This is a genomic window from Paenibacillus sp. J31R122 (assembly GCF_056269185.1).
In genome coordinates this window covers 1-24,751 of record NZ_JBWDNM010000020.1, presented here as the reverse complement: position 1 = coordinate 24,751, position 24,751 = coordinate 1, and the positions used below count along the sequence as shown (strand labels likewise).

At 40.4% G+C, this 24,751-nt stretch carries 25 protein-coding genes; 3 read left to right on the top strand and 22 right to left on the bottom strand.

Annotated elements, in window-relative coordinates:
- Positions 1-190: 190 nt before the first annotated feature.
- Positions 191-526, bottom strand: a complete 336-nt coding sequence (locus AC0YN7_RS25995; RefSeq protein ID WP_475812925.1) for a type II toxin-antitoxin system HicB family antitoxin — start codon at positions 524-526, stop codon at positions 191-193.
- 107 nt (positions 527-633) lie between these two features.
- On the bottom strand, positions 634-864 hold the full coding sequence (locus AC0YN7_RS25990) for a hypothetical protein (protein ID WP_475812924.1): 231 nt from the start codon (positions 862-864) through the stop codon (positions 634-636).
- Between the two features lie 381 nt (positions 865-1,245).
- Between AC0YN7_RS25990 and AC0YN7_RS25985 the strand changes: the two genes are divergently transcribed.
- On the top strand, positions 1,246-1,875 hold the full coding sequence (locus AC0YN7_RS25985) for a cysteine hydrolase family protein (RefSeq protein ID WP_475812923.1): 630 nt from the start codon (positions 1,246-1,248) through the stop codon (positions 1,873-1,875).
- 274 nt (positions 1,876-2,149) lie between these two features.
- On the opposite strand, the gene AC0YN7_RS25980 is transcribed toward AC0YN7_RS25985, so the two are convergent.
- The 6 genes from AC0YN7_RS25980 to AC0YN7_RS25955 all read right to left on the bottom strand — a co-directional run bounded on the left by AC0YN7_RS25980 (position 2,150) and on the right by AC0YN7_RS25955 (position 6,835).
- Positions 2,150-2,617, bottom strand: a complete 468-nt coding sequence (locus AC0YN7_RS25980) for a DUF2691 family protein (RefSeq protein WP_475812922.1) — start codon at positions 2,615-2,617, stop codon at positions 2,150-2,152.
- Between the two features lie 405 nt (positions 2,618-3,022).
- Complete coding sequence (locus AC0YN7_RS25975) at positions 3,023-3,358, bottom strand: VOC family protein (protein ID WP_475812982.1); 336 nt, start codon at positions 3,356-3,358, stop codon at positions 3,023-3,025.
- A 158-nt stretch (positions 3,359-3,516) separates the two neighbouring features.
- Positions 3,517-4,203 (bottom strand): hypothetical protein, encoded by a 687-nt coding sequence (locus tag AC0YN7_RS25970; protein ID WP_475812921.1) that lies wholly within the window; start codon positions 4,201-4,203, stop codon positions 3,517-3,519.
- Complete coding sequence (locus tag AC0YN7_RS25965; protein WP_475812920.1) at positions 4,179-5,222, bottom strand: hypothetical protein; 1,044 nt, start codon at positions 5,220-5,222, stop codon at positions 4,179-4,181. Before AC0YN7_RS25965 ends, AC0YN7_RS25970 begins: the two co-directional genes overlap by 25 nt.
- Positions 5,223-5,476: 254 nt before the next feature.
- Positions 5,477-6,034 (bottom strand): DEAD/DEAH box helicase family protein, encoded by a 558-nt coding sequence (locus AC0YN7_RS25960; RefSeq protein ID WP_475812919.1) that lies wholly within the window; start codon positions 6,032-6,034, stop codon positions 5,477-5,479.
- Between the two features lie 468 nt (positions 6,035-6,502).
- The gene (locus AC0YN7_RS25955) at positions 6,503-6,835 is read right to left on the bottom strand and encodes a hypothetical protein (RefSeq protein ID WP_475812918.1); all 333 of its coding nucleotides are present in this window, start codon (positions 6,833-6,835) and stop codon (positions 6,503-6,505) included.
- An 814-nt stretch (positions 6,836-7,649) separates the two neighbouring features.
- On the opposite strand from AC0YN7_RS25955, the gene AC0YN7_RS25950 reads away from it, so the two are divergent.
- Positions 7,650-8,294 carry a hypothetical protein gene (locus tag AC0YN7_RS25950; RefSeq protein ID WP_475812917.1) on the top strand — a complete coding sequence of 215 codons (645 nt, stop codon included), beginning with the start codon at positions 7,650-7,652 and terminating at the stop codon, positions 8,292-8,294.
- Between the two features lie 361 nt (positions 8,295-8,655).
- On the opposite strand, the gene AC0YN7_RS25945 is transcribed toward AC0YN7_RS25950, so the two are convergent.
- From AC0YN7_RS25945 to AC0YN7_RS25890, 12 genes are all read right to left on the bottom strand, one after another.
- Complete coding sequence (locus AC0YN7_RS25945; protein ID WP_475812916.1) at positions 8,656-9,081, bottom strand: SMI1/KNR4 family protein; 426 nt, start codon at positions 9,079-9,081, stop codon at positions 8,656-8,658.
- Positions 9,082-9,725: 644 nt separating this feature from the next.
- A complete protein-coding gene (locus AC0YN7_RS25940; RefSeq protein WP_475812915.1) occupies positions 9,726-11,372 on the bottom strand; it encodes a DUF4179 domain-containing protein in 1,647 nt (548 codons plus the stop codon).
- Positions 11,326-11,877, bottom strand: coding sequence for an RNA polymerase sigma factor (locus AC0YN7_RS25935; RefSeq protein WP_475812914.1), 552 nt, complete (start codon positions 11,875-11,877; stop codon positions 11,326-11,328). The genes AC0YN7_RS25940 and AC0YN7_RS25935 overlap by 47 nt, the downstream gene beginning before the upstream one ends.
- 281 nt (positions 11,878-12,158) lie before the next feature.
- Positions 12,159-12,731, bottom strand: a complete 573-nt coding sequence (gene lepB, locus AC0YN7_RS25930; RefSeq protein WP_475812913.1) for a signal peptidase I — start codon at positions 12,729-12,731, stop codon at positions 12,159-12,161.
- A 174-nt stretch (positions 12,732-12,905) separates the two neighbouring features.
- Positions 12,906-13,670 (bottom strand): DUF7683 domain-containing protein, encoded by a 765-nt coding sequence (locus AC0YN7_RS25925; RefSeq protein WP_475812912.1) that lies wholly within the window; start codon positions 13,668-13,670, stop codon positions 12,906-12,908.
- A 172-nt stretch (positions 13,671-13,842) separates the two neighbouring features.
- A complete protein-coding gene (locus tag AC0YN7_RS25920) occupies positions 13,843-14,430 on the bottom strand; it encodes a hypothetical protein (RefSeq protein ID WP_475812911.1) in 588 nt (195 codons plus the stop codon).
- Between the two features lie 209 nt (positions 14,431-14,639).
- Positions 14,640-15,230 carry a VanZ family protein gene (locus AC0YN7_RS25915; RefSeq protein ID WP_475812910.1) on the bottom strand — a complete coding sequence of 197 codons (591 nt, stop codon included), beginning with the start codon at positions 15,228-15,230 and terminating at the stop codon, positions 14,640-14,642.
- Between the two features lie 137 nt (positions 15,231-15,367).
- Positions 15,368-15,625 carry a hypothetical protein gene (locus tag AC0YN7_RS25910; RefSeq protein WP_475812909.1) on the bottom strand — a complete coding sequence of 86 codons (258 nt, stop codon included), beginning with the start codon at positions 15,623-15,625 and terminating at the stop codon, positions 15,368-15,370.
- 105 nt (positions 15,626-15,730) lie between these two features.
- Positions 15,731-16,822 carry a HupE/UreJ family protein gene (locus AC0YN7_RS25905; protein WP_475812908.1) on the bottom strand — a complete coding sequence of 364 codons (1,092 nt, stop codon included), beginning with the start codon at positions 16,820-16,822 and terminating at the stop codon, positions 15,731-15,733.
- A gap of 88 nt (positions 16,823-16,910) precedes the next feature.
- Positions 16,911-19,604 carry an outer membrane protein assembly factor BamB family protein gene (locus AC0YN7_RS25900; protein ID WP_475812907.1) on the bottom strand — a complete coding sequence of 898 codons (2,694 nt, stop codon included), beginning with the start codon at positions 19,602-19,604 and terminating at the stop codon, positions 16,911-16,913.
- A 502-nt stretch (positions 19,605-20,106) separates the two neighbouring features.
- Positions 20,107-21,513: a glycerophosphodiester phosphodiesterase family protein gene (locus AC0YN7_RS25895; protein ID WP_475812906.1), complete on the bottom strand. Its 1,407-nt coding sequence runs from the start codon at positions 21,511-21,513 to the stop codon at positions 20,107-20,109.
- A 74-nt stretch (positions 21,514-21,587) separates the two neighbouring features.
- Entirely contained in the window at positions 21,588-21,767 is a 180-nt protein-coding gene (locus AC0YN7_RS25890; protein ID WP_475812905.1) for a hypothetical protein, read from the bottom strand.
- A gap of 848 nt (positions 21,768-22,615) precedes the next feature.
- Between AC0YN7_RS25890 and AC0YN7_RS25885 the strand changes: the two genes are divergently transcribed.
- Positions 22,616-23,410 carry an alpha/beta fold hydrolase gene (locus tag AC0YN7_RS25885; RefSeq protein ID WP_475812904.1) on the top strand — a complete coding sequence of 265 codons (795 nt, stop codon included), beginning with the start codon at positions 22,616-22,618 and terminating at the stop codon, positions 23,408-23,410.
- 305 nt (positions 23,411-23,715) lie between these two features.
- On the opposite strand, the gene AC0YN7_RS25880 is transcribed toward AC0YN7_RS25885, so the two are convergent.
- Together AC0YN7_RS25880 and AC0YN7_RS25875 are read right to left on the bottom strand one after the other, a co-directional pair.
- The gene (locus tag AC0YN7_RS25880) at positions 23,716-24,162 is read right to left on the bottom strand and encodes an acetyltransferase (protein WP_475812903.1); all 447 of its coding nucleotides are present in this window, start codon (positions 24,160-24,162) and stop codon (positions 23,716-23,718) included.
- A 270-nt stretch (positions 24,163-24,432) separates the two neighbouring features.
- Positions 24,433-24,582: a hypothetical protein gene (locus AC0YN7_RS25875; protein WP_475812902.1), complete on the bottom strand. Its 150-nt coding sequence runs from the start codon at positions 24,580-24,582 to the stop codon at positions 24,433-24,435.
- Between the last annotated feature and the right edge of the window lie 169 nt (positions 24,583-24,751).

Sequence of the window (24,751 nt, the reverse complement as noted above, 5' to 3'; positions counted from 1 at the left end):
CAGATATTGGGTTCAATGGGCGTACCACTTCTCTGCTTTGCAGCTCCAGCACGATGGCTAATAAACGGTCCGTTTTGTTCATTGCTGCCCCTTGAAACTTAATACCGTTCACTAGAAACTTGCCTTTACTTATGATACGGTTCACCTTATCTACGGTTTTCAGTTAAGTAATTCAACGTATTATTCAACTCTACTGCCCGTTAGTTGAGTCTTTTCGTAATAATAATGACTTAGTGAAATTAATTGCTTTAGCAATTTCCGGTCGTTCTATGTTCATATCTATTTTAATCATTTTAATACAGTCGTTCGATCTAAGTTCGATTTCCTCAGGTTCTGTTGGTTCAGGTATCTCTAAATTAGCACACTCTTGGAGATAAAGTTCCATTGCTAAACACTGATGCGCAAATTCCATAGCTTCTTCTTCATCCTCACCTTCTACATCTGCATTTGGAACATCAGGAAACAATACTGCGATTCCACCGTCATAGCGTCGGAAAATAGCAGGAAAAGTATAGATGTCTCTCATTTTAGTATCACCTAAATCGAATATTATTTAGGAACATAGTCTTTCCAGCTTTCGTCTTATCCTTTATAGTCTCCCGTTAGTTGAGCAGCGTGGTGATGTTGTTAAATTTAACGAATAAAACTAATCAAGACTGCTACCGCACCCATTAACACTAAAATTGAAAATACAAAGTAGCCGAAGATCTTTAGAGGACGCGGCATTGAATTTAAATCTATTTTTTTCATTGGTTCTCCACCCTCAATACTTTGAATAGAGCGAAGGTTCTCATCGACATAATTATCGTTACTATACAAATGTTCCTTTTCGTGCTGGGTTTCATGGATGTTGTTTGTGCTCATTCCAAGTCCCCTCTCAATTCGGTTTATTTGGAATATTCTACTACATTTATGAAACTCAAGTAACCCATCAATCACCACGCTAACCTGCCCGTTACTTCAATGAGCAATAAAGAGCCGCGTTAGAGCAGCTCCTACGCACATGTTACCCGTTAGCATACCTTCTTGAAACAATTCGTCAAAGTTGCACACTAATTTCTATAACAAAGGGAACCAAACAAACTACAAATACATATAGATGCCTATAGAGTTTTTAATGACTATGTACTTGTTCGGTGCAGCTGTCGTGTCAATGCTGAACTTTTTTATAAAACAACTTCTCTATCTTCCCTGAACAGGATGCAAACATTTCCGCAAGCTTATGCTGCGAGGGAGGTAAGTAATTTGCCGTTTAAACCACATCCCAATAATACTGCTATTGTAATCACAGACCCACAAAATGACTTTATGAGTCCTGGGGGAAGAGGCTATCATCTGACTAAAGGAACTATTGAACGAAACAATACTATACAAAACCTTGAACTATTAATGAGAACTGCCCTGAATAAGGGATACCAACTTTTCATATCGCCCCATTATTTATACCCTCATGATTATGGCTGGCAATTTACAGGGAATGAACAAAAGATGCTATTAGGTCTTAAAATGTATCAAGTGGCAAATGCGTACACACCACCGTCATTTGGAGCTGATTTTGTTCATTCTTTCAAACCTTATATTTTTGATAGAAGAACCGTTATTGCAACTCCTCACAAGGTTGCCAGCCCACAAACAAATGACTTGGAATATCAGTTACGACAACATAGAAAAGAGAAGATAATTATTGCAGGGGTGCTTTCCAACGTTTGTGTAGAGTCACATATGAGGCATCTAATCGAAACTGGTTTTGAAACAGCTGTTGTATATGATGCCACCGCAACAATTAGTGAAGAGGATTTTCAAGCTGCCGTTACCAATTATAAAGCATTTGCCAGTGCTACTTGGACGACACAGGAGGCTATTTCAAACTTATAAATCAGTATCCCCAATGGTAATTTCCTATACAACTTGTCCGAACTGTCACCAAGTGGTTGCTTGGTCAGAATAAGGGCTTGGAATAACGGATGAATTTAGATAGCACACCCCCTCTAATCTGTTCGGAGGGGTTATTCTTGCTTTGCACAAACATAAAGGAGCCATTTCCATTCTTAAACTATACTGCCCGTTCGCACAACGCGTCAGCCGATCCATGCCAGCAGCCGCGTTTTAGTTATTTATTAAGCTATAGTTCCCCGTTAGCATAACATTGCTACCATACAGATATTCTTGTTCGCCCGTCATTTTCATCTGTAACGAACTCGACATTTTCGTAACCATTAAATTTAGCATTATGATACAGACTTTCAAGTAAATCTTTATCTTTGCAATAGATCGTGGCGTAAGCACTATCAACGATTAAAAGAACGAGCAGACAGTCACTATTTAAGAACTCTTCGTATGTTTCAATATCTTTTACGTTCTTCTCTTTTGGGTAAGCTTTTACATTTGCGAAAATTAAATAATACATGTTATTTTCTATGATTTCTTTAAGAATTACGCCATCCATTCCGTATACTTCTTCAGGGAAAAGTAGCTCCCCTAAAGTACCTTTATTCACGAAATATGACTCCTCGCCCCCAATATACCAGTTGAATGATGTCGTATCGAAGGGCTTCAATATATCTCCAAGAAAACTTCCGTATTCATTTGGAATCTCGAAACTAATTCCTCTTTTCATTTTTTTATCCCCTCCAGCGTTATTCAATTATTCTGCCCGTTAGTTGAACAATGGTTGTCGATCTCATATCAATCGATGTGATTTTGTTCAAGTGTTCTGCTCGTTAACTGAACAAGAAAAATATGGAATACGGATTACTGAGAGTTTGATTTAAAAGTGTGGGGAGTAAATTTCATGCAAATTAAGTTCTGATTTATTCTCCACCCGTTATATTACCATTTCGACTCTTTTGTAAATTTTTGTTTACTGAGAAAAAACGAAAGAGGCTACACATCCGGTAGCCTCTTCTATTTAACCATTGTGTCCCGTTAGCGAAACAGCCTGACGTATTAATTATACGACAGCCTCTTATACCACTTACCGAACTATCGTTCCCCGTTAGTTAAGCATTGGCATAATGAAAATTTATTTTTTTTGAATAAGCCCAAGCCCTAGTCCAGTTGGGTCAACCAAATATGCAAGAAAGAAATCATCAAACTCCATTTTCTCTCGCACAATCAATGCACCATAGTCCTTAGCCTTAGAAATGACTTCATCAATTGAATTAACTTCAATTTGTATACGAGTTCCATGAGGGTAGTCATTTGGTCCTTGGGCGATTCCGCCTGAAATTCCTCCAGTAGTTACTTCACGATAGCCCCATTGATTTTCACTAACTTCCCAGCCAAAAACAGTAGAATAAAATTTCGATGCTCTTTCTGCATCCTGACTATTTAACTCAAAACCAACAACCTTTCCCACTTTCATTCCTTCTTCCTATTGGCATTTGGAATCTTTACCCAATAAAATGTTCTACAAGCCTAGAATAAAATCCTTCTATTTTGTTCCACTATTCTGCCCGTTAGTTCAATAGAAAAGAGGAGCTACCACAAAGGAAGCTCCTCCGCTATCGTGTCCCGTTAGTTCAATAAGGATATGGAATGGTCCAATCCTATATAAGCAATTGTTTCTTCCTGTTTTGATTGCCATACGACTACTTCGCTTGAATTATTCCACTGAACCAGTGTACCTGTGCCCAGCCATGACACTTTATTTGAAACAACATCTATTAACCAACTTCCCGTTATCGGTACTTGAACAGCATAATATCGACCTTTTTCTCCAGTTGGATTAGGTAAAACCCGTGAAATTTCTGATGCTCCTGCTTCTCCGATATACTTCTCCAGCAAATTCATGGCTTCGTTCGGAAGCGTAATATCTGCTTCTTTTTTAATGGAAGCATCATCTAAATTAATATACGATCTCCCCCATAAAAAACGTTCTCCTGACCGTAGAGGTACTCCTACCGTATGGTTATTGACCCAAGTCATCGGATAAACGAACAAAAATCCGTCACTATGCCCCATATAGCTTACTTCTTTATCTTTAAATATTACTTTCCCCTCTTTGTTCAATATGATTAAATCAGCAAAAGGACCAACAAAAGAATCTGACGAGACTAGAATTGCGATACGCCTATTGTCGGGTGAAGAAGCAACGCCGTATATCGGCTGATCTGATTCATAAAGCTTAAGTGTCTCGCCTGGTTTCCTAACACTATATACTATACGATTTCCCTTTACTACATAGGACAGTTCTCCATCCAATCTATCAGAAATAGAACGCTTGTACCATAGTCATTCCCATAACCTTTTTCTAGATCTGGCCACTGTATCTTGTTATTTGGATGTATATCTCCTGTAGTAAGATTAATCAGACTTTGACTATCGTTACGGTAGTACACCAAAAGAGAGTCTTGCTCCTGATTCTTTGTCCATATAGGTTGAATGAGAACAGCGGATTCCAATTGTTGTTCACGTAAGATTTCCCCATTAATATTGATCCACCTAGGTCCTTGGAAGGACGGCTTCCCTATCAAAATCACTTGATTCCGAATTTGTTGTGTTTTGCTGGCAAACGACTCACCCGTCTCTGCTTGTATGCCATCTAATCGAAATTGCACAGTATTTCCTTTAGATAAGTTAGTAAAACGAACAACAAATCGCTGTGAATCACTCCAATGTATGAAATACTCTAGCTGCTTACTGGTTGTCATTCCGCTGACTGCCAATGTATCCTCGATTGCTTTGCCTACGGACTCACGTTTCATATTGCGATTCGACCACACGATAACGCTACTGCTATCCTCATTAACACTCACATTTAGTAATGGCTCTGCAGCAATATCAGAAGGTTCACCCAATAACAATCGCATCCATGCACTTGGAAGCTCCCAAGCATGACTCTGACCTGCGCTGCTGTCAGTGTATATTTTCACACTTGACTCAAGTGAGTCTGTTTCTCGCAAATCAGTGACGGTATACGTTTGGGTAATCGTGTCGCTCTTCATTTCCAATTTGTAAACCTGACCAGATGGTTCTGGTTCTTCAATATAAGATGGAGTAGCATTTTGCAATCCCTGAATCAAGGCTGCAATGTTTTTCTCGTTAATTGAATTTGAGTGTATCTCAGACCCATAATTCATTGACACTGTAATCGACTGCACACCCTCAATAACAGGAAATAAGGTGTTGGTATTTTTCGTTACTTGCTCTGTATTCTTACAGCCCGCCGCAGAAATCAGGACAAAAATGGATAAAATCGTCCATCCAAATATATTCTTCACAAACTCACCTCCATTGGATTGTAGAGAAAGGATTCGTGTTACCAGTCCAACGCGTATACAAAATCATCTAGCTCAGTCACTACTCTAAACCTTTTGCATTTATGTCCATAATACCAGTTTATAGCTGGCATTAAGTGAAATGGTAACTGCCATGCAAACCTGCCAGTTAACTGAACAGGCCGCTAAATTATCTGCGGCCTGTTGTAATTGCGCTATCGTTCCCCGTTAGCATAATCGTCAATCCGAGTTACCAATCATAATCTAAACTTTTCTTTAATGCTATTAGCAACTTCCACTGGAGTCAGATTTGAATTATTAATTTTAATATAATGCTTTCTTGTGATTTCCCCTTCATATGAATTTAACCTATGGTTTTCAGTTGCAATTCTAATTCTGTGTTCGGATTGTTCGACATTCCTTTTAGAAGGCTTATGTTCCAGTCTATGGGGAGTTTTATTACGTTCAATTCTTTTATCAAAATCAGCCTCAAGTTCTACAAAATAAACTTCTCCGCCATTTGTTTCGAAAATTTCGCAAACATTGTCCACGTAATCCCAGTCCTTTTTCGATTCAAACGCCCAAACATAAGTGAATATCAATCCATTCAAATCACTCTTCGAGACTGCTTCAAATATCTTTTGACGGATTTGATTTGATAATTCCCACATTTCGGGACTAAATCCTAAAAACGGACAAAGTAATTCAATGGTCATGTGATTATGAAAAAGCTTTAATTCCGTTATTTCTTCTAACTCATGTCCAACGGTCATTTTTCCAACTGCCTGTGGTCCGAATATTAATATCAACTTCATCAGCTTCACTCCCGAAATCACAGTCAATACATTATTTTCCTATTTGTATTAATACTATTTCTAATTCAATTATCCTGCCCGTTAGCTTAACGAGGCTTCCGATCCAAACCGGAGCCTCGTTATGTTGTTTATTCAACTCATGTTCTCCATTAGTTCAGTGATTAGATCGGGTAGTTATTTAATGTCCAAACAAAGCCACTCACAGTATTTCAAAAAAAATTTTTGCATTAGTTTGGTGTCAACCATGACTAATTCCTTAAGGAACGGGTATTTGAAGAAATGTAACAGATCTGATTCTATGCACTGCAGCTTTTCTATCAATTCATTGTGGTTGAATTCGATAAAAAACATATTATCTTTCTCTTGTTCTGTAGGTGGCTCTTTTTGCATTCTTCCAGAGTAATCGTCCGACCAAATCCTAACTGACTCATCTAGGTATTCAATAGACGGAGAGGGATCATGGCCAAGTCAGACAGTTTTCTTATTTACGACTGCATCTCTGACCTCCTTCCATTGCTCCAATCCACAGCAACAACTAGGAAGTATCAACTTACTCTGACTCTCGAAAGCAATCCCGCCACTCAATATAACTCCTTCCTTTTTGATTAGATCTTTTATAACCTTTTTAGGCTCTTTATTTATATCTATTTTGTTATATCCACATAACAAAGTAAGAAAAAGAACAACATCCTCTGCACTTGAATCTTTTGATAGATAGGTGGTTTCACGATACTCCGCTTCTGATAACCATGAAGGCTGCTCGAAAAATGGATCAGTAATAACTGCACGTACACGTGGCATTTTTAACCTCCTTCAATAAAATACAGACCTAATAAAGTCTTTTCATCCATTAGATTTTAACATAGTCGCACTCTTTTTATTGGTAATTTTATCCTATAAGGATAATGTTAGGTCGCTCTGGTGTGATTTCATCGGAAGTCAGGAGATATATCTATACCATTCCTACTATCTTCATGATTTTATCAACTCTTTCATAGTATTTCAGTTAGCTCTTTATTAATGAAGTATGCAAATTCATGTATTTAAATTTGGGTTTTAATATGTCACAAAGAGGAATATATTATATAGCACTTCCACCGCTCAGTTAAACTTATAGCGATACGTTAAAGATCTTTGTTCCAGTATATGGTACTATTATTTTAATGAAATAATGATTTTATTACGAATCAGGATGTGAAGTTAAATTGGAAGGTAGTTTTTCCCTTATTATTAGAGGTGACAGCTTAGATATAGAAGTCATTAGTAGGCATATGAATTTGCTACCTACAGAGATAAAAAGAAAAGGCGAACCCATCACATCAAAGCAAGCTATGATTGATGATTATTGAGCTTATACGGTTGATTTTGATAAAAGTGAATTTGAGAATGCAATTGAATCTTTTCTGATTGATGTAATGCCTTCAAATGAGTTCATAAAGAACATAGCTATAACAAATAAAGTATATATTTTTCTCAGTCTGCGGTCTAATCTAGGGCAAATGGGCTTTGAGTTGAATCCAACAGTTCTAAAAGCTTTAGCTAACTTGAATATTAGGTTTGAGGTACATATTCTCTCGAACGGCGAAGTTGAAAACAATTAAAAAGAAGCCATTTTATGCATGAAAGATGGTTGATTATTGTGAAAAAAATTATGTTACAGATATTTATGTTTCTTGTGTACTTGGGCGTTTCTTCGTTTCTTAAATCGCTCGGCTGGTTGCCAAAGCCTTTAAGAAATAATGGTTGGACAATGTTCATATTTATTGGGATTATAATAGCATTATTATATTGGTCCTGGTTTAAAAACAAAACATGGAATTCATTGCTTTTTAAGGGGAAGAGCAGGGTCAAGCCAAATTATACTAATTTAAGTTTTGCTGACTGTATGGGTATCCAATTGAAATCAGAAGTAGAAAGACAATTATCTAAGGATTTACAGTATTATGGAATATTCCAAGATGAATATAAGTTTGATTGGTCTGACTGTTGTATTGAAGGGCATAGAACCAACTACTTAGATAGTGAAGTTGAGAACTTCTCTAGTATTATGGTTTTTAATGCTGATGACGAATTGGTTGCCGATGGATGGATGGAGTTTATACACGAAGATGATGTATTTATTGCATATTGGGAATTTCTTGATAAACATCAAGACGGTCAAGAAATATCATTAAAAAGCGAGTGTGGAATACCGCTACATATTTATAATCAATTGCCAAACCAAATCAAATTGAATTATAAAGACAAATTATTACCATAATGGTTAGATACTTAATTTTCAATAAAAGAGAAGTTCTATACCGGACGGAGCCTCGTTATCTTGTTAATTCACCTCTTGTTCCCCGTTAGCGGAACGATAATTTAAAATCAAATTACAAAGGAACGAGTCTTCGCATGATATCTATACTATGATATTAAATTCCAGCGCCAATCATTGAATAAGGTGATCAATTTAACGTAATCAGAAAATTTGAAAATCATTGTTTCATTGACCACATTTATTGGAATCGTTCTTTTTAATTGTTAATTGGAAATTAGGATGGGGAATCACTAATCTAGACGAAAAAAAACAACATGGAGTTGTTACGCTCACATGTGGCATAGATAACTCTCAATAAGTGTTACTGTAAGAGTCGGATAAATTCAAGAAAGTTATGCGCAATGAATGTAATACAGAATGTTCCCTTAGCTTCTTTTTCAGCATATACAATATTTGGTTCTTCATTACTAAAATCAAAACAAAAGAAATTATTACCTGTCTCGTCATCCGCAAAAGGGATGTGTTTATGTGGTAAGTGTCTTTTTTCTGAGTTGATTGTATCTAAAATATCAAGACCATCAAAAGCCAAAAAAGTAAATAAATTACCAAAAGAAACTTCTTCATTTTCGATAACAATAACTTTTAAAGATGGTACACCGCCTTGATATTTTTGAACAATATTCAAATAACTTTCAGGAAAGAGGATGTCGAAATTTCTTTCAACCGTTTTTATTGAGGTTAAGTCAGCAGGACCATATTCAGATTCCCATTTTAGTTTTTCTTCCATTTTTTCACCTCGTGGTTTCAGTAATTACCGGATGGTAATAAGCAATTACCATCCGGTATACTTAACTTATTTCCATACAATATCTTCTGGTTTCCAATAGGTATCCCAATTAGGATCATTACTGCTTGTGGTGGGGATTAACAACCTCTCAAGACCATTCTGTTGTCGGTGTTCTTTTTTATGGATGGCTCTGTTATTCTTTGTTGTTGATTTTCGAACAATAGAAAACCGCACACTGAAAAGGCGGTTATTCAACTATCGTTCTTCGTTAATTCAACGACATAGCTTCAGTTTGAATCCTGTATTTATAGGCTGGGAGAACAGAGTAATCCATTTAGCATGAATAACATTCATATCTTCAAGTTCTATTGTAACTGTTTTATTGTTAAACACTTCGTTATCAATTTTGGTGATATTGCTCTCGCTTATTGTTTTGTCTTTCTCTGGGACTCTGATCCATAAGGAGTGTGATTGGCACTTCTTGTATTCATTAATTGGTCGCCCGTTAGCGTAACGAAGGCAGCCGATCCATACGTGCTCGGCTGCTTTTCTTTATCTACAGCTTTCTTTCGTCAAGAATAACAGACCCGCTCAAGCCTTCGACCGGTCGTTTCCCGCACTGCTCATTGAGAGGTATTCCTGATTCATTTATTTAACTCTACCCTCAGTTCCTTCTGCGGGTTGTCGGTGGAATACCAGTACATATAGATCGTGGCGTCTTTTTCTTGATAATCCTTATACACATCAACTGCTTGGTTGTTTCCGTCTCCGGTAAAATTGGTTGTGACCGGCTTGCCCGGCATGGTTTTCCCATCCTTTATGATATAAGTTTGATTTACACCGCCAAAACCAGGGTCTGCAGCTTCGCTTTGTACAAAGAGGTCGCCGTTCTGCTTGTAATACGTCCATTGGACGGAAAATCCGCCAACTTGCGTGACCATCGTCTTCTTTTCCGTGCTGATATCCTTCAAAATAATAGGAGCTTTCTCATCGGAATGTTCTAAAACCTCATAGTTCATTACTAAAGCTATCGGCGTATGCTCTGTGATTTTCACAGCAGGTGGCACTTCAAAATAGAAATCCGTTTCTTCAGGGCTTCTCGGTTGGAACGTATTGCCGTTCTGGATCTCCTTGCCGGCTACTTCCAGATGATGCTTCTTGAAGATAAGATTCTGATTCTTTTCATGGGCTGCCATGATTTGGATTCGAGTTGGAGTGACGACCATTTGCTTCAACGTCATTTTCCCTGCACCGGATTCAATCGGTATGTTCAGCTCACGTTTTATTGTGCCGCTCACCATTTGCTGCTTATTCAATTGCAGATCAAACGACCATTTGCTGCCTACCTCCTGATCCTTCTTCATGTACAGCAATTTATAAATCAAGGACGAATCTGTAAGATTCGCGGACTTATAAAATTGCTGAACGGTGTATCCCCCTTGTCCTCCGGGCTTGCCGTAAAACCCATGGCTGGCCTCGTTCACTATGTTGCTTCCCTTATAAACGCCTATTGATGGGGAAGCCCAGTTTTTTACTTCCGGTTGGTTGAAGAACAAAGAGGAAGCCAGCATGACTTTGTCCCCTTGGACGAAAGGCTGAATCGTGATTCGCTGAATCCCGTCTTTTTTAATATCAAACGACTGTAACCGATCATCAGAGGATTGAAAAGGAATCTCTTGCTCGGCGGCCGAATAGAATTGTAGATCTTGAGCTAGTAGTTGAACATCCGACTCTACGGTTTCCGGCGTCCATTGAGCTTCGAAAGTTCCACGCCAAACCTTATTTTCGTTATCCCACATGAGCCTGTGGCTGCCTTCTATCATCCGGCCATCAACGGTTTTCAATGACATTTCAGCAAAACGAGCAAGTTGATTCGACTTAATATTGGGTGCATTCACGCTGAACAAAAGCACCGTTCTGGTGTCGTCCACGACGGCCGTATGAACGGTAAGATTCACACCATCTTTCATAACCGACTTCTCGAGGGATTGTCCCAACCCTCGCTGCAAGGCGGACTGTATCCCTCCGTTTCTATAAAGGTAGTTATCCCAATTGTAGGTGATAGCTGCAAATACAGGTGTCGCCACAACCAGGACGACTGCCGCTGTTATGAGAACTGATCTGCGCACATTTTTTCTTCCGGTTGCTTGCTGAACTACCGGCAGCAGCTTCTCTTTAGACCCGGAGAGGTGTGGCTCGATTCGGTCCCACATCGCTTCAAAGTCCGGATAAGTTAAGTGATCCTCATCGTTCAGTAACAACGTTTGTTCTGCCTTCTCCTGACCTCTCATTTGCTTTCCCCCCTGTATAGTCATTCGCATTTATAATTTTCCTCATCATCTGTAACCCTTTGTTCAATCTGGATTTCACTGTGCCTGTGGGAATATCCAGGATAGCCGCGATTTCGTTGAGATTGTATTCATTTAAATATCGCAGCGAGACAACGGCTCTGATCTTAACGGGCAATTGATGCAACAGGCCAACACATTCAACTACCGTTTCTTTTTGTTCCACAATGTCTTCGATCGGCTTTTCCGCTCTGTCCGTAGCATTTTGCCAAAGCAATCTTCCCTTAAGTATGAAACTGTTTTCTTTTTTTAAATGGTTAAGACAGTGATTCATCGCTATTTTTATTAACCATGTCTTCAAAAAGTCTACTTTCTGCCAATCATGCCGGAATACTGTAATGAATACTTCCTGGCAAACGTCCTCCGCATCCGCCGACAGGCGAAGCATATAATAACAGGTTCTGTAGATCTCTTTACGGTACGTTTCAAACAGTTCCTTTTCAGTCAAGCTCCATTCACCCCTTTCCGTTGTTTCATATATTAACAATTTGAGTTTGGAAAAGGTTCATTTTTTGGGGGGATTTTTTTTCATAGCCGAGGTAAAGTTAAAAATCATGCGAAAGTCGAGAGGAGTTTCGTTATGGTAGTTTCGCTAATGTTCTGACTGTATCATATTGGGCGAAACATTCGCTCCACTATCCTGCCCGTTAGCGTAATCAATGCACTAACCTTAATCTTCTTTCATCGAACTTTTTTCGTCATCTGTTCCAAATCCATACCCATCAGATTTCACTGTTTTTCATATCCCACGGCTTTTCCTAAGACATCTTGTTTTAAAAAAGCTCCCGCCGTTTGACTGTCATTGGATCCTCTCGAACGCACATCCGCCAAGATAAAGTATTCGTTTTCTTTCAACAATACCGCGTTCCATGAATCATTGTTGTCAAAGGTAGAATCATCGCTATAAAACGCGTCCAGTTTGTTATCATCAATATAGACTTGACCCTTTTTAATGCTCACCGTTTCACTAGGGAGCCCCACGACTCTTGCAATATCTGTATCTTGATCTTTTTTGTTTTTTGTTTTGAACACCACAATATCCCCGCGAGAAATGTCATGTTGCTCATAGTATTTAAAGTCTACTAACACTTCGTTGCCTAGGCCAAAAGGATGCGGATGACTATAACCAACTTCTGATAACATTCCGTCCGTTCTTACCTTTACCTTCTTTAACGATGGGTCAGGATTCTCGATCACATTTAATTTCTCTTCTGTTACGGTGTCAGTGACGGTTTCGGTGCAACCGTTCAAAATCAAGGAAATGAGCAGCATTAAACCAAGAAATGTTATCTTTCGTCTCAAGATCATCTTCACTCCTTTCTTATCTTACGGCTACATACTCTAATTTTGTAATAATGCTGTTCTCCCGTTATTCGTCAGCTCTTGACGGGTTATTCAACTATCGTTCCCCGTTAGCGTAATAAACATTTTTCAACTAATGGATAAACGATCGTTGATAACCTATAAAAATGAGTCTTAATAACCTGCCCATAATCCATATTCATACTTCGCAAAATCCATCTTATGGTTCAAAAACGTTTGAAAGAAATCTCTATAATCCTCCGTTATTTCAAAAAATCCAAAAACAGGATGCTCTTCTGATAAATCAAATATCTTTCGATATTCTTCTATTGGCACATTAACTATTTCCTCACTCCCAATAACCAATGGAATTTCTGCGTCTACTTCACTCCATTCAACTAATCTTGTTGTATCTTTTTCCTCGAAGTAATACGGTGAACAACGTTCCTCAACAAAAAGACCTCTTTTTGAAGCGAAATCTATTGCCGTTACAGATTTTTGACTGCTGCCAATGTACATATAATAGTCCCAACCAAAATGCACGAAAAAGTTATTTTCGGAAAATAAATGACAATCCGTAAAATTTCTTAATATCATTTTGCATATTATGCGAATTTCATTTATGTTTACAAGCATATCCTCCTTAATATTGATCTCACCAAATTCTTTTTCATATAACACAGATGCTTTATCTTCGTTTGATATCAATCTATTTGATGCCTGTATAACACGCAGAGAATAGTGCTTTTTTTCAATTAAAAACTCTATTATTGTCTCTATATAAGCATGTTCAATAAGGAGATAGTTTTCTAATGTAAATAAATCTCCATTTATTATTTTCCCAATTTCAGATGGGCAAGTCCATTCATCTAATAAATAATGACCATTTTCATTTCTAAATAACGGATTATATTTTGTGATTCTCCACTGATATTTCATTTCAAACACCACCTTCATAAACTCTTAATTATAAAAAACTAGACACTTTATTATAACGGATAGTTTATGATCTTTATTACGCATAACTGCCCGTTAGCGCAGCAAGGCTACCGTTTCATACCGGCAGTCTCGTTATGGTAATTGTTAAACTATTATCCCTTAGTTCAGCCCCTCATTTTTTTCGCCAAATATTTTTATATAGATCGGTAATCGTAAGCCCTACTATACCAGTATCTTCAACATTTTCTTTATTTAGTTCGTCACTCAAAAAGAAAGAGAAAGAAAAACAATCTCCATCCTTATAATTCAAACCACATTTACCTGTAGCTTGAGCGTTGTATATTTTTTCATTGTATTCTGCTGTTAATTTTGCGGTTGTTGATGTAGTGAAGAAATGATCTTTAATCGTCTCATGATGAAGACCAGAGATAAGCGTAGCAACTGATAATGAATATTGTCCACTGGATCTAAATCCGATATCATATCCTCCATTGTGTGTCTTTTGAAGCCATGAAACGTATATCCTATGTTCCCCATCATTAAAGATCTCTTTTCCAATGTTACTTTCTAAGCTCGACAAATCAACTTCAAGTAAATATCTTCCATCTATCATGTGACCACTTTCTGTAAATTGATTGGTGTTGTTTGCAAGAGAAGCCATTCCATTAGACCATAAGCCGAATAACCCCGACGACCAGAGAAATACAATCATCACTGCCATAAGAATAATGGGGACGTAAAGTATCTTTTTAACTTTCATAATCTGACCAACCTCCCCTCGTGTGATTAGAGCCAAAATGCCGCACGGAAGAACCTCTGTAATATTTACTGTTTATCAAGAATTTAAGTTCCACTTGTTTCAAATTTTGAGCTAAACTACCCGTTAGTTGAGAAGGCTGCCGATCCATTGCTGTCGGCAGCCTTCTCCTGAAGAATATTGAACTATCGTTTCCCGTTTGCGTAATGCAATCATATGATCTTTGTTTTTCCTTTAGCAAGATTGGCACCAGCTATAGGACCATTCAGTTTCACTAAGACCTTATGCATAATTGTGTAGAAGATGAATCCAATCAATGTTCCTACACTATTTAATATCAAATCATCAATATCGACTGACCGTGTATTGATGTAAAGAAGTGATTGAATCAACTGAAAGGTTTCAATGGCGAGAGATACAGATAATCCGTATATTAGCACCCTTCCAATTGTCTTAATCTTTGAAACGCCTAAGAGCATGCCGAAAGGGAGCAGCAGTAGAAGGTTTCCCAAGACATTTCGAATACCGACCATGTAATAAGAATGATTGAGTGAGCCGGATATACTCTTGAATGGTATGAGATTATAAGATAGAACAAGACCGTGTGTCCGCATTTCCGCGATCAGTCTCGGATCATATGGCACGGGGAAGAACGTAACAGAAACAACAGCAGACCCGTAAACCAAAGCCAATATACTAATGACATGGAAGAGTAATCGTCTTTTTAAAAAGAAGTTGAAAATCAACAGTATCGGGATACCTATCAAGACTAATGTAATAAAGGCGAAGCTTGTATCAAGCATATTTATTATCCATCCAATCCGAGAGAATTTAATGGGTAATTCGCCATTTTTACAGTAATTCCCTTCTTTGTGAGGGAAGTAATGTGGTTCGACATGGAGATAGATCATAAATGCCGAACCCCACGCTATACTACCCGTTAGCCCTCTGCTGTCTGCTCGCTTCCATAAGTAAATTTATGAACGGCGACGGCAAGCGCCCCGGTCTCAGGCACCTTCCTGCCCGCTTCCCCGATATGATAGGTATCCGGGTTGGCAGTTATGACTTTGGCTCCTCGTTCTATTTTCTGCACACAGGCACATAGCTTTTCGTATGAAAATACGATATCCCTGCCCAGAACAATATAGTCGCCAGTAACATCGCTTTCCAGCGGAATAACGGTGTGGCCTTTCTTCATTAAAGTCACGGCCAAAGCAGGCGTGCCAATCTACAGGGAGTTTCCGTTATAGATGCACCCGTCCAAATCGAATATGAAGTGTGTAATAGATTGCATGATCGTTTCTCACCCTACCATTCGCTGAAAGTACCATACGAGGCCGAACACGAATATTCCGGCGGTGGCGGCTCCTTGAACCACGATGTTCCATCGGTATCTTCGAATGAATTGCACTACTGGGAATAAAAGTAAAACGATGAGTATTTGCCCTATTTCTATGCCTACATTAAACGAGAGAATTGACAGAATTGTTTTCAACGTGACACCACCTGTAAGCTGCAGCACGCCCGCGAAACCCATCCCATGAAACAGCCCGAAGGCAAATACGACGAATAACCGGTGCTTGGAATTCGGAAATAGGAACGCATCCACTGCCACATATGCAATACTCAATGCAATTAGAGGCTCCACGATTTCAGCGGGAATTCGAATCACATTCAGCGCGGTCAACCCTAGCGTAACACTGTGAGCCAACGTAAACACCGTTGCAACCTTTACGATGTCGCTTATTTTTCTCGAGCCCAAGATGATCGCAACAATAAACAAAATATGGTCTAGACCAATTGCTATATGATGCAACCCTAGCTCTACGAATCGGACAATTTGCCCGAAAATCGTTCCACTGCCGATCTTTATCTCCCGATTGTTCGTATCAAATACAAATTGATCCTGCTCGCTGCCAGTTTCAAAGGTCACAATGTTGCGGTGCATATTATCGTTATCATCGAAAAACACAGTGTACTTGATCAAGATCTTACTGGATTTCAATCCCGAAGCAGGGTAATTCAGCGTAATGTGAGCATAATCCTTGCCGAAACTCATATGTTCGACATCCGTCTTCACAATCTCGCCTTCTAACAATGCGCCATCTGCATATATGAACAGATTGGAAGCCACATATTCAGCCGCACCGTCTACATTCTCTTTTAATGACTTACGCAATTCTGTTATCGGAGCGTCTTTATTTGCATTGAGTTGGACAACACGTGAAAATTCGAAATAATCGATATAGAGCTCATATTGCATTTGATTTTCGTCTACAATTACTTTGGAAAACCCTTCACTGTTATCCGTATGTGCGATAGCGGAGGCAGGCATAAGCAGGAGATACATCCACAAAACTAATAATCCAAGTCTGATCCAAACTGTTGTCTTCAATGTCCATCACCTTTTCAAAAAAATACGGCCCATTACCTCCTAACCTTGAAAGGTAATGAGCCGAATCTTTAATTATTACTCATTCTTATTATTTTTTGGATTTGCTGTCAGGTGTGAAAGCGTACAGGTTGCCGTCATAGGCGCCGACAACAAGCGTGTTACCGGAAATCGCAGGCGTTGAACCGATCCATGCTCCGATCTCATATTTCCACGTAGGTTGTCCTGTTGCACGGTCAAGCCCATAAAGGAATCCGTCGTTCGAACCAATATAAATATTGTTTCCACTGACGACTGGAGAAGATATAATTCCGCCTTGCGTCTGGTATTTCCAAATTACCGCACCAGATACTGCGTCAAACGCACCCACAGTGCCGTCCGGGAAGCCCATGTACACGACCCCGTCAACCACAGCCGCAGTAGAACCTGTTGTAGCACCTTGAATATAAGATGGAGAAGGCTGGTTACATTTCGTCACACCATCTTCAATTTCCATAATTGGAATTTCGGCACATGGGTAATGCCACAACTCATTGCCCGTTGAAGCATCCGAAGCGATGAGGAATCCGCCATCGTGACCCATATAGATGCGTCCATCAGCAATGGCAGGCATTGAGTGCATCCAACTCCACAAATGCTGATTTTTCCATATTAAGGCACCAGTTGTCGCGTTAAGCGCAAATACTCTACCATCAACAGCTCCGACGTATACTACGCCGTCCTTGACGACTGGTGAACTTTCGGAAATCCAGCCACCTTGTAGATTGCTTTTCCAAAGTTGTTCGCCTGTTAATGCATTGAGAGCCATAATTGAGCCTGGACCCCCGTTACCCGTGCTGTAAGCCTGATAGACAACTCCGTTATCGACTGTAGGGGAGTAGTACATCCAAGCTTGGCCTTGTATGCCTTCGCCTACATTCTTTTTCCAGATCTGAACGCCAGTGTTGGCATCAAGGGCGTAAAGCGTGCCTCGGATCTCCGATGCATAGACAATACCTTTTATTACAGCAGGGGAAGCTTGTACGATAGAGTTGGTTTTAAATTCCCATAACTTTTCCCCTGTTTTCAAGTCTACGGCATGAATTCCGTTATGCTCAGTTCCGTTCTCGTCGCGCGTTCCTACATACACTTTTCCATCTACGATGGCAGGCGAAGAAGTCATAATGCTGCCTGGCGTCCGGTAAGACCATGCCAATCGAAGGCCTGGATTTAGAATATCTTGTGACTCACCGGTATGCTGCGCATCTCCGTGAATCATGGTCCAATTCGCTCCGGCCATCGGCTTAGGAAAGCTGCCATATTTCACGACTTTGAACTTGCTTGATTCAGTCCAACTATTTCCATTCCCATCCGTTGCTCTGACTTCAAGCTTGTGATTGCCGATACCCCAATCTTGATCTTTGTTTGTTTTAAGTGTGAAAACGCTCGCCTTATCTACTTTCCAAGTGTAATCACTTGATTGTTCCATATCGTACCATTCTTTGCCGTCTAAACGGTACTGCACTTGTTTTACCCCATAAGATGTATCGTAAGCATTAACCTGCAAATACTCGCTGCCCTGCTCGATATCACTGTCCGGAGCTGGATTAACGATCGTCAGGCTTTGCTTGACGTTATACATTTTGAAAGGCGCTTCAACTTTTTCTCCGCTTCTGAATTGCACATTACGGAACCCATTCGGCGTCTGATCGATCGTTACGGCGCTTGAGTTCGTTGTGACATGCTTTGCTCCTGGAATCGTAAGTTCATCGACGTCATTCATATGGGTATGTCCCATCAACATCAGAACTACATTGTAATCGTTAAACAGCTGCATATAAGGTTGAGCATCGTTTGCTCCTGGTCCCACAGGCACATTCATAGGCTTGTGGACAATGATCACAACCTCTTTATTATTGGCAGCGTTCAATTGCAAGTCCATTTTCAGCCATGCCAATTGTTCAGGTGCTTGATTCATATTGAAACCGTTGGTATTTTCCAATACGACAAAATGCTTTAATCCATAGTCGAATGAGTACCACTCAGGACCTAAATATTGGCGATATCGGTCAACCTTTGCACTATAAGTTGGAATACCCGCTGGAGTACCCGCTGGCGCTGCTGAAAATTCATGGTTTCCGACTGCTGGGTATACCGGAACTAGAGAAGTTTTCGTTGCCGCCGTATAATCCTGAAACTCATCGTCGGTAGCTTGGTTGGTCAAGTCACCATCTACCACGATGAAAGAAGGCTTCTGAGTCATATTGTTGACTTCAGCAAGTTGTTTAGTAAAGTTCTCCAAAGTATTGGCGGTACCCTTCTGAACGTGTACGTCTGCCAAGTTCCCGAAATTAAAGTTCGGATCATTGCTCTTTTCATCAGACATTAGCGCGAAATCTTGACCCGATCGTGACTCTCCAGCTGTCAAATTTGCCAGCTTCTTGTAAAACTGAGGCGTTTTGTTCGTGTCAGTCGTTACGCTCATTCCGGTCGGCACAGTAATAAAGACAATGTCAGTCAATCTTCTCTCTGTGTCGATACTTAGCGAATAATTCCCTTGAGCATCCGTCTGTACAATCAATTTACCGTCTGAGACGCTGATCCCAGGCAAACCAGATTCAGACTCGTCTTTGACACCGTTCTTATTTTCGTCAAAAAAGATGGTTCCTGTCACTACTGCCGGTGCGGTATCAACGGCTAAAATAGGTTTTACCATAACGAATAAGGCCAGTCCAAACATAACCGACATGACCGGGAACTTTACTATTTTACGTAAACGTTCCATTCTAGTCGACATTTCTACCATGTTAATTCCCCCTTCCAATTTTTGTTTCTTCCTACTCCAAATGAACCAGACATTGCGTCAACCGATCGCCATTACGCTTAAATTGAGGTTGCCACCTCCCAGTTAAACAAAAAATACCCGTAGAATAACTACACAAATAAGAAGCAAATATTCCCAGGCTTCGAATTTATGGACATTGTTATTCTTGGGTATTCTTGGGTGTTCTCATCGTCTCGACCCAATTTGTAAGCAACCTCTCTAGGAGAGTTTGCTTACAAATTGTAACACTCGTTTATTAACAAGAGATCAACTACATGTAAAGGTTGTCTAAAAACAAACATCTCTTTTATTATGGAATATAATTCCATAAATCGGGATCGTCGATCACAACTGCATTTGCCCCCGCATGCAACGCTTTTTGCACCTCGTCGACATATTTGACAAGTTCCTCCAGCTCTTCGAACGACTCTGAGTAAGCTTTAACCAAAAAGCGAGAAATTAGGCTTTTTATATTTTTATTGCCTTACTGTTTATCTGTCAAATCAAACTGGATGTAGTCCATTTGATGAACACCAGTTTCAGTGATATGGACAGTGTAGGTATGAGTTCCTTTTTCCAGATATCTATACTCCCATTCCTGAAGTTCATGAATATCGGAATCCGTAGTGTTTACCATTTCGATCTCCTCGCTAAAATCTCCATCCCATTCTAATCTGATATTAACCGGAGTTTGATTTTGTTTAACATTCGCAGCCACGCGACCTGAGATTTTATACAAACCTGATTTCGGAATGTTCACTTCATATTTAGCCCATTCCCCCGCCACGTAGTTTTTTACAACGATCGCACCAGTTCTGTTTTGGACATCCATCAAGCCTGTAGTATCATAATAACCGACACCCTGTCCACCTGGTAGATTGTCCTCTGCCTGAACACGGACGGTTCGATTTCCATATTGCATACCCCAGTGCTTCATATTATGTCCGTCGCGCCAGTAATCCATAGCCTCTACATTGTCGGTTTGCAGAATGTTCGCACCAAGGTCCGTTACAGCTTTCCATCCAAGATTTACATCCCGCAGTGTTGCCTCATCTGTATAAATCCCGGCAAGGCCATTCCACATGACGTTGACAAACACCCTGCTGTTTTTCTGAATTTGTTGTATTTTCTCCGGTTGAATTTGTGGATCATTTAAATTATTAAAAATGACCTCATATGCTACTGGCTGGCGTCCTGGGAATGTGTCTACTGTGTCAGCAGTGTTAGCAGTGCCATCATTAATCATGTGCATATACAGAATTTCTGGATCCTTTGCCATAAATTCTGCCGCTTCTTTCACTTGATCCACATTATTTACGGCTCCCTTGAACAATCCATGATCAACAGTATCCGTTTTGACAAGCACGTCGTACATTTGCTCACGGATTGCCCAGCCTTTATCAAGGTTTACGATAGCACGATCCTTGACTGCAAGCATAACTTCCTCCAAAGTAGGAATCGTGTAGTCCGTTAACTTAGCATTTGGTCCACCATAGTTCTTTTTTAGGCGGAGCTGCTTAATTTCTGCCAGAGTTAAATCTTTAATCATTCCTGTTCCGTTGGTCATCCGGTTCACAGAATCGTCATGCATTAAGACAGGTACCCCGTCCTTTGTCAGCCAAAGATCGATTTCGACGATTTCAGCGCCGTCATTGATCGCCTCTTTAATTCCCTCCAGTGAGTTTTCCGGGAATTCACGGTGCTGTCCACGGTGTGCTGTAATCATAAGAGGAGCATTTACTCGATGATCTAGCAATGTACGATGAAGCTGATCAAATTTATTGCTATTATTCATAGACGACGGAGTTACAATAGAGGCACTAGCTTGTTGTGTTGCCCCCACACTTGCAATCGTAGTTGCTACCAAACCATACACAAGTAATTTTTTCATATTAATTTTTCATTCTCCTTTTGATAAAATAATTTGTGCTATATCACTTAGTTCCAAAAGTTTTTTTGTAGTAACTAAAACTCATCTGTCTTCACAATCTCGCCTTCAACCATCGCACCATCTGCATAAATAGTCAGTTGGGAGGCAAAATAATTCAGACATTCCACTACATTTTTCACGAGAGTTACGTAATTCGTTCGCCGTTCGACGACACGCGCAAGTTCAAAATAATCTATATAAAGCTCATATTGCAAATTATTCTTAATCCTGTCGAACCTGAAACCGCATCAACTAATCGTCTTACACATTTCGGTAAAATCTGGCACCCCCCATTTTTTTAAAAAAATAATACCCTTAAGAATAGTGGCAAAAATACGAAGCTGGATGTTCCCAGGCTGCGATTACATTGCATGTCCTATTCTTGGGTATTCTCATCAACACGACCCATTTAGTAAGCAACCCCTCTAGGAGAGGATGTACTGATTGTAACCCTCGTTGATTAACAAGTGATCAACTACATGTAATGGTTATGTAAAAACAAATATCTCTTTTGTCATGCGGATTGTCGATATGCCTGAATGGTACATGCGTGAGCTAAAGGATTTTCATCACCAGTCAAAAATTAGTAGGTTAAAGATCGGGGACGCCTGGCAAGGTGGCGATAGATTTTTTGTATTTCATAGTGGGTTCGGAGCCCGTTAGCTTAATAAAGAAGGGGAGTAGCTGCCATAGTATCCTGCTCCTTATTTGTTCAACTAACGTTCCCATTAGTTCAATTGCTGGCATGTCGCCGACTCCGTGAGAGGAACTGCAATAAATTACTATTTACGCACAAATAATCGCCACTTCGTAGGCGATATTGGAGTTTTATTCAGCGGTTTACCTTTTGCTCGAAATAAATATGGCTTTCAGATCATCCGATCGTTCGGCGGTACGCTGCACGTCTTCAGCGATAAGAACAAGGGGATCGAGATGATGGCGAGAATCCCTAGTCTATAGAATCGACGAACCGGGACCGCCGCGCTTCCGCTCGGGCATTCACGTTTGGGCGCTGAGCGCGTATCATATCGGGATAGGATTTTGATTCGCGGAGGCATTGACGGTGGGATACTACGTAACAGTAGAGCCGGGGGTAAATCTCTACGTGGAGGATATCAACCCGACAGGAAGCAAGACGATAGTGTTTCTTCATGGCTGGCCGCTCAGCCATGACCAGTTCGAATATCAGTTCGACGTGCTGCCGGGCATGGGCTACCGCTGCATCGGCATCGACTGGCGTGGCTTCGGCAAGTCGGACCGGCCCTACGGCGGCTATAATTTAGAGCGGCTTGCGGACGATATCCGCACCGTCGTCGATGCGCTGCAGTTGAAAGATTTCGTGCTTGTCGGACATTCGACCGGAGGCGCGATCGCGATCAAATACGTCGTGCGGTACAATGGCGGCGGCGTATCCCAGCTCGTACTGATCGACGCGGCGGCGCCGCGCGGCTTCACCAAGGAGACGGCCGCACAGTTGCTGAAGCAGACGTTGAACGACCGGGCGAACATGATGCTCGGCGTGACGGACATTTTCTTCTTCCGGTACATCACAAAGCCATTCTCGGACTGGTTTAATCGGATGGGCATGCAAGCCGCCGGCTGGTCGACGGCCGCGATCATCGTCATGCTACGGGACTTCGATTTGAATGTTGACCTGTCTCACATCCAGTTGCCGACGCTGATCGTGCACGGCATTCATGACCAGGTCATTCCGTTCAGCCAGGCGGAGGAGATGCATCGAAAAATTCCCTATTCGCGGCTCGTGCCGTTCATGTACAGCGGCCACGGCTCGTTCTACGACGAACGCGACAAGTTCAATCAGCTGATGCAGGAGTTCGTCGGGACTGCGCCGCAATGAACGCCTCGCCGCCGGAACCGTAATAGCACGACGACAGGCAGCTGGCGAGAAGCCGGCTGCCTGTCGGTCGTTCTCGATCATTCCAGTGGTCTTTTCGGGTCCCGATAATGGATTAGGCATAAAGCGCTTCTTCCCAGGCCAATGGCTGCGCCCAATAGAATCGATGTTAATCCCTCCCTTTAAGTTCTCGTTTCCCTCAAATTGGTATGAACTACAGTTATATTATTCCACTATACTGCCAGTTAGTTGAGCGAAGGGCTGCTACAAGGCAGCCCTTCGGCATTGAACTATCGTGTCCCGTTAGCTTAACTTATTAACTCCAAGTGAAGTAGAGGAAATGGTTGACCTGATTTGTCCAGTTCTGATCGTCCAACCTGTACAAATCCAAGCCTTTTGTAAAATGCGTACGCTCCACCATTTTGCTCATTAACATCAACTTGAAGATTCCTTCCTTTTATTTTTAAAGCGTGATTAATTAATCTGCTGCCTATACCTTTTCCGTGGTATTTGGGGTCTACGAATAGAATCTCTATCATGGTACCGTTAAGCCCGATAAACCCTATCGGTTCTGCATCTTCATTAAATTCCACCCAAATCTCGACTTCTTTTAGAGCTCCATTTTTAACCATGTCATGATAAAACTGAATATCCTTTTCCGTCAGAAATGTATGGGTATGAACAACAGCCTTATGCCAAATATCCACTAATCTATCATGATCTTTTTCTTGATAAGCTACAATTCCGTATGTCATTACACATCCTCCGTTAGATCAATAATACGTCTTACTTTTTTATAAAATGCTGCTTGAAAACATCCAGTTCCATAAGTTCCAGTTTCACAGGAAAGTTACTCAATGAAATTATACGCTATATTATGAATATGCCCTAATGATTTACTCAATAAATCTGCCCGTTAGCATCGGCATTCGGTATACATTCTTAGCCTTTTTCGGCAATCGGTACATATTCTTGACATTGCACTTTGCCAAGAATGTGTACCGATAAAATAAAAAAGCCGCGATTTACGCGGTAATTAATCGGCTCATATTCTTGTCATCCGACAGATTTTCCGCTCTGCCCAATGACCATGAAAAGCGTAATCGACCGCTACAAGTTATACCCGTAATGTCTTCCAGTCTTTCATCCGCTTGGATTCCCTCATTTGCTTGCATATCCGATTCCTCCCTCTGAATATATTATATCAATAATGATTACACCATAAACCTAACCATTTCTACACATGGGTGATATGTCATTTTTTTTATTTACTTCACTTGTTCATCATTCTTTCCTGCCAGCTAGTTATAATCAATAGCGTGATAATCATATATCTTTTTTCAT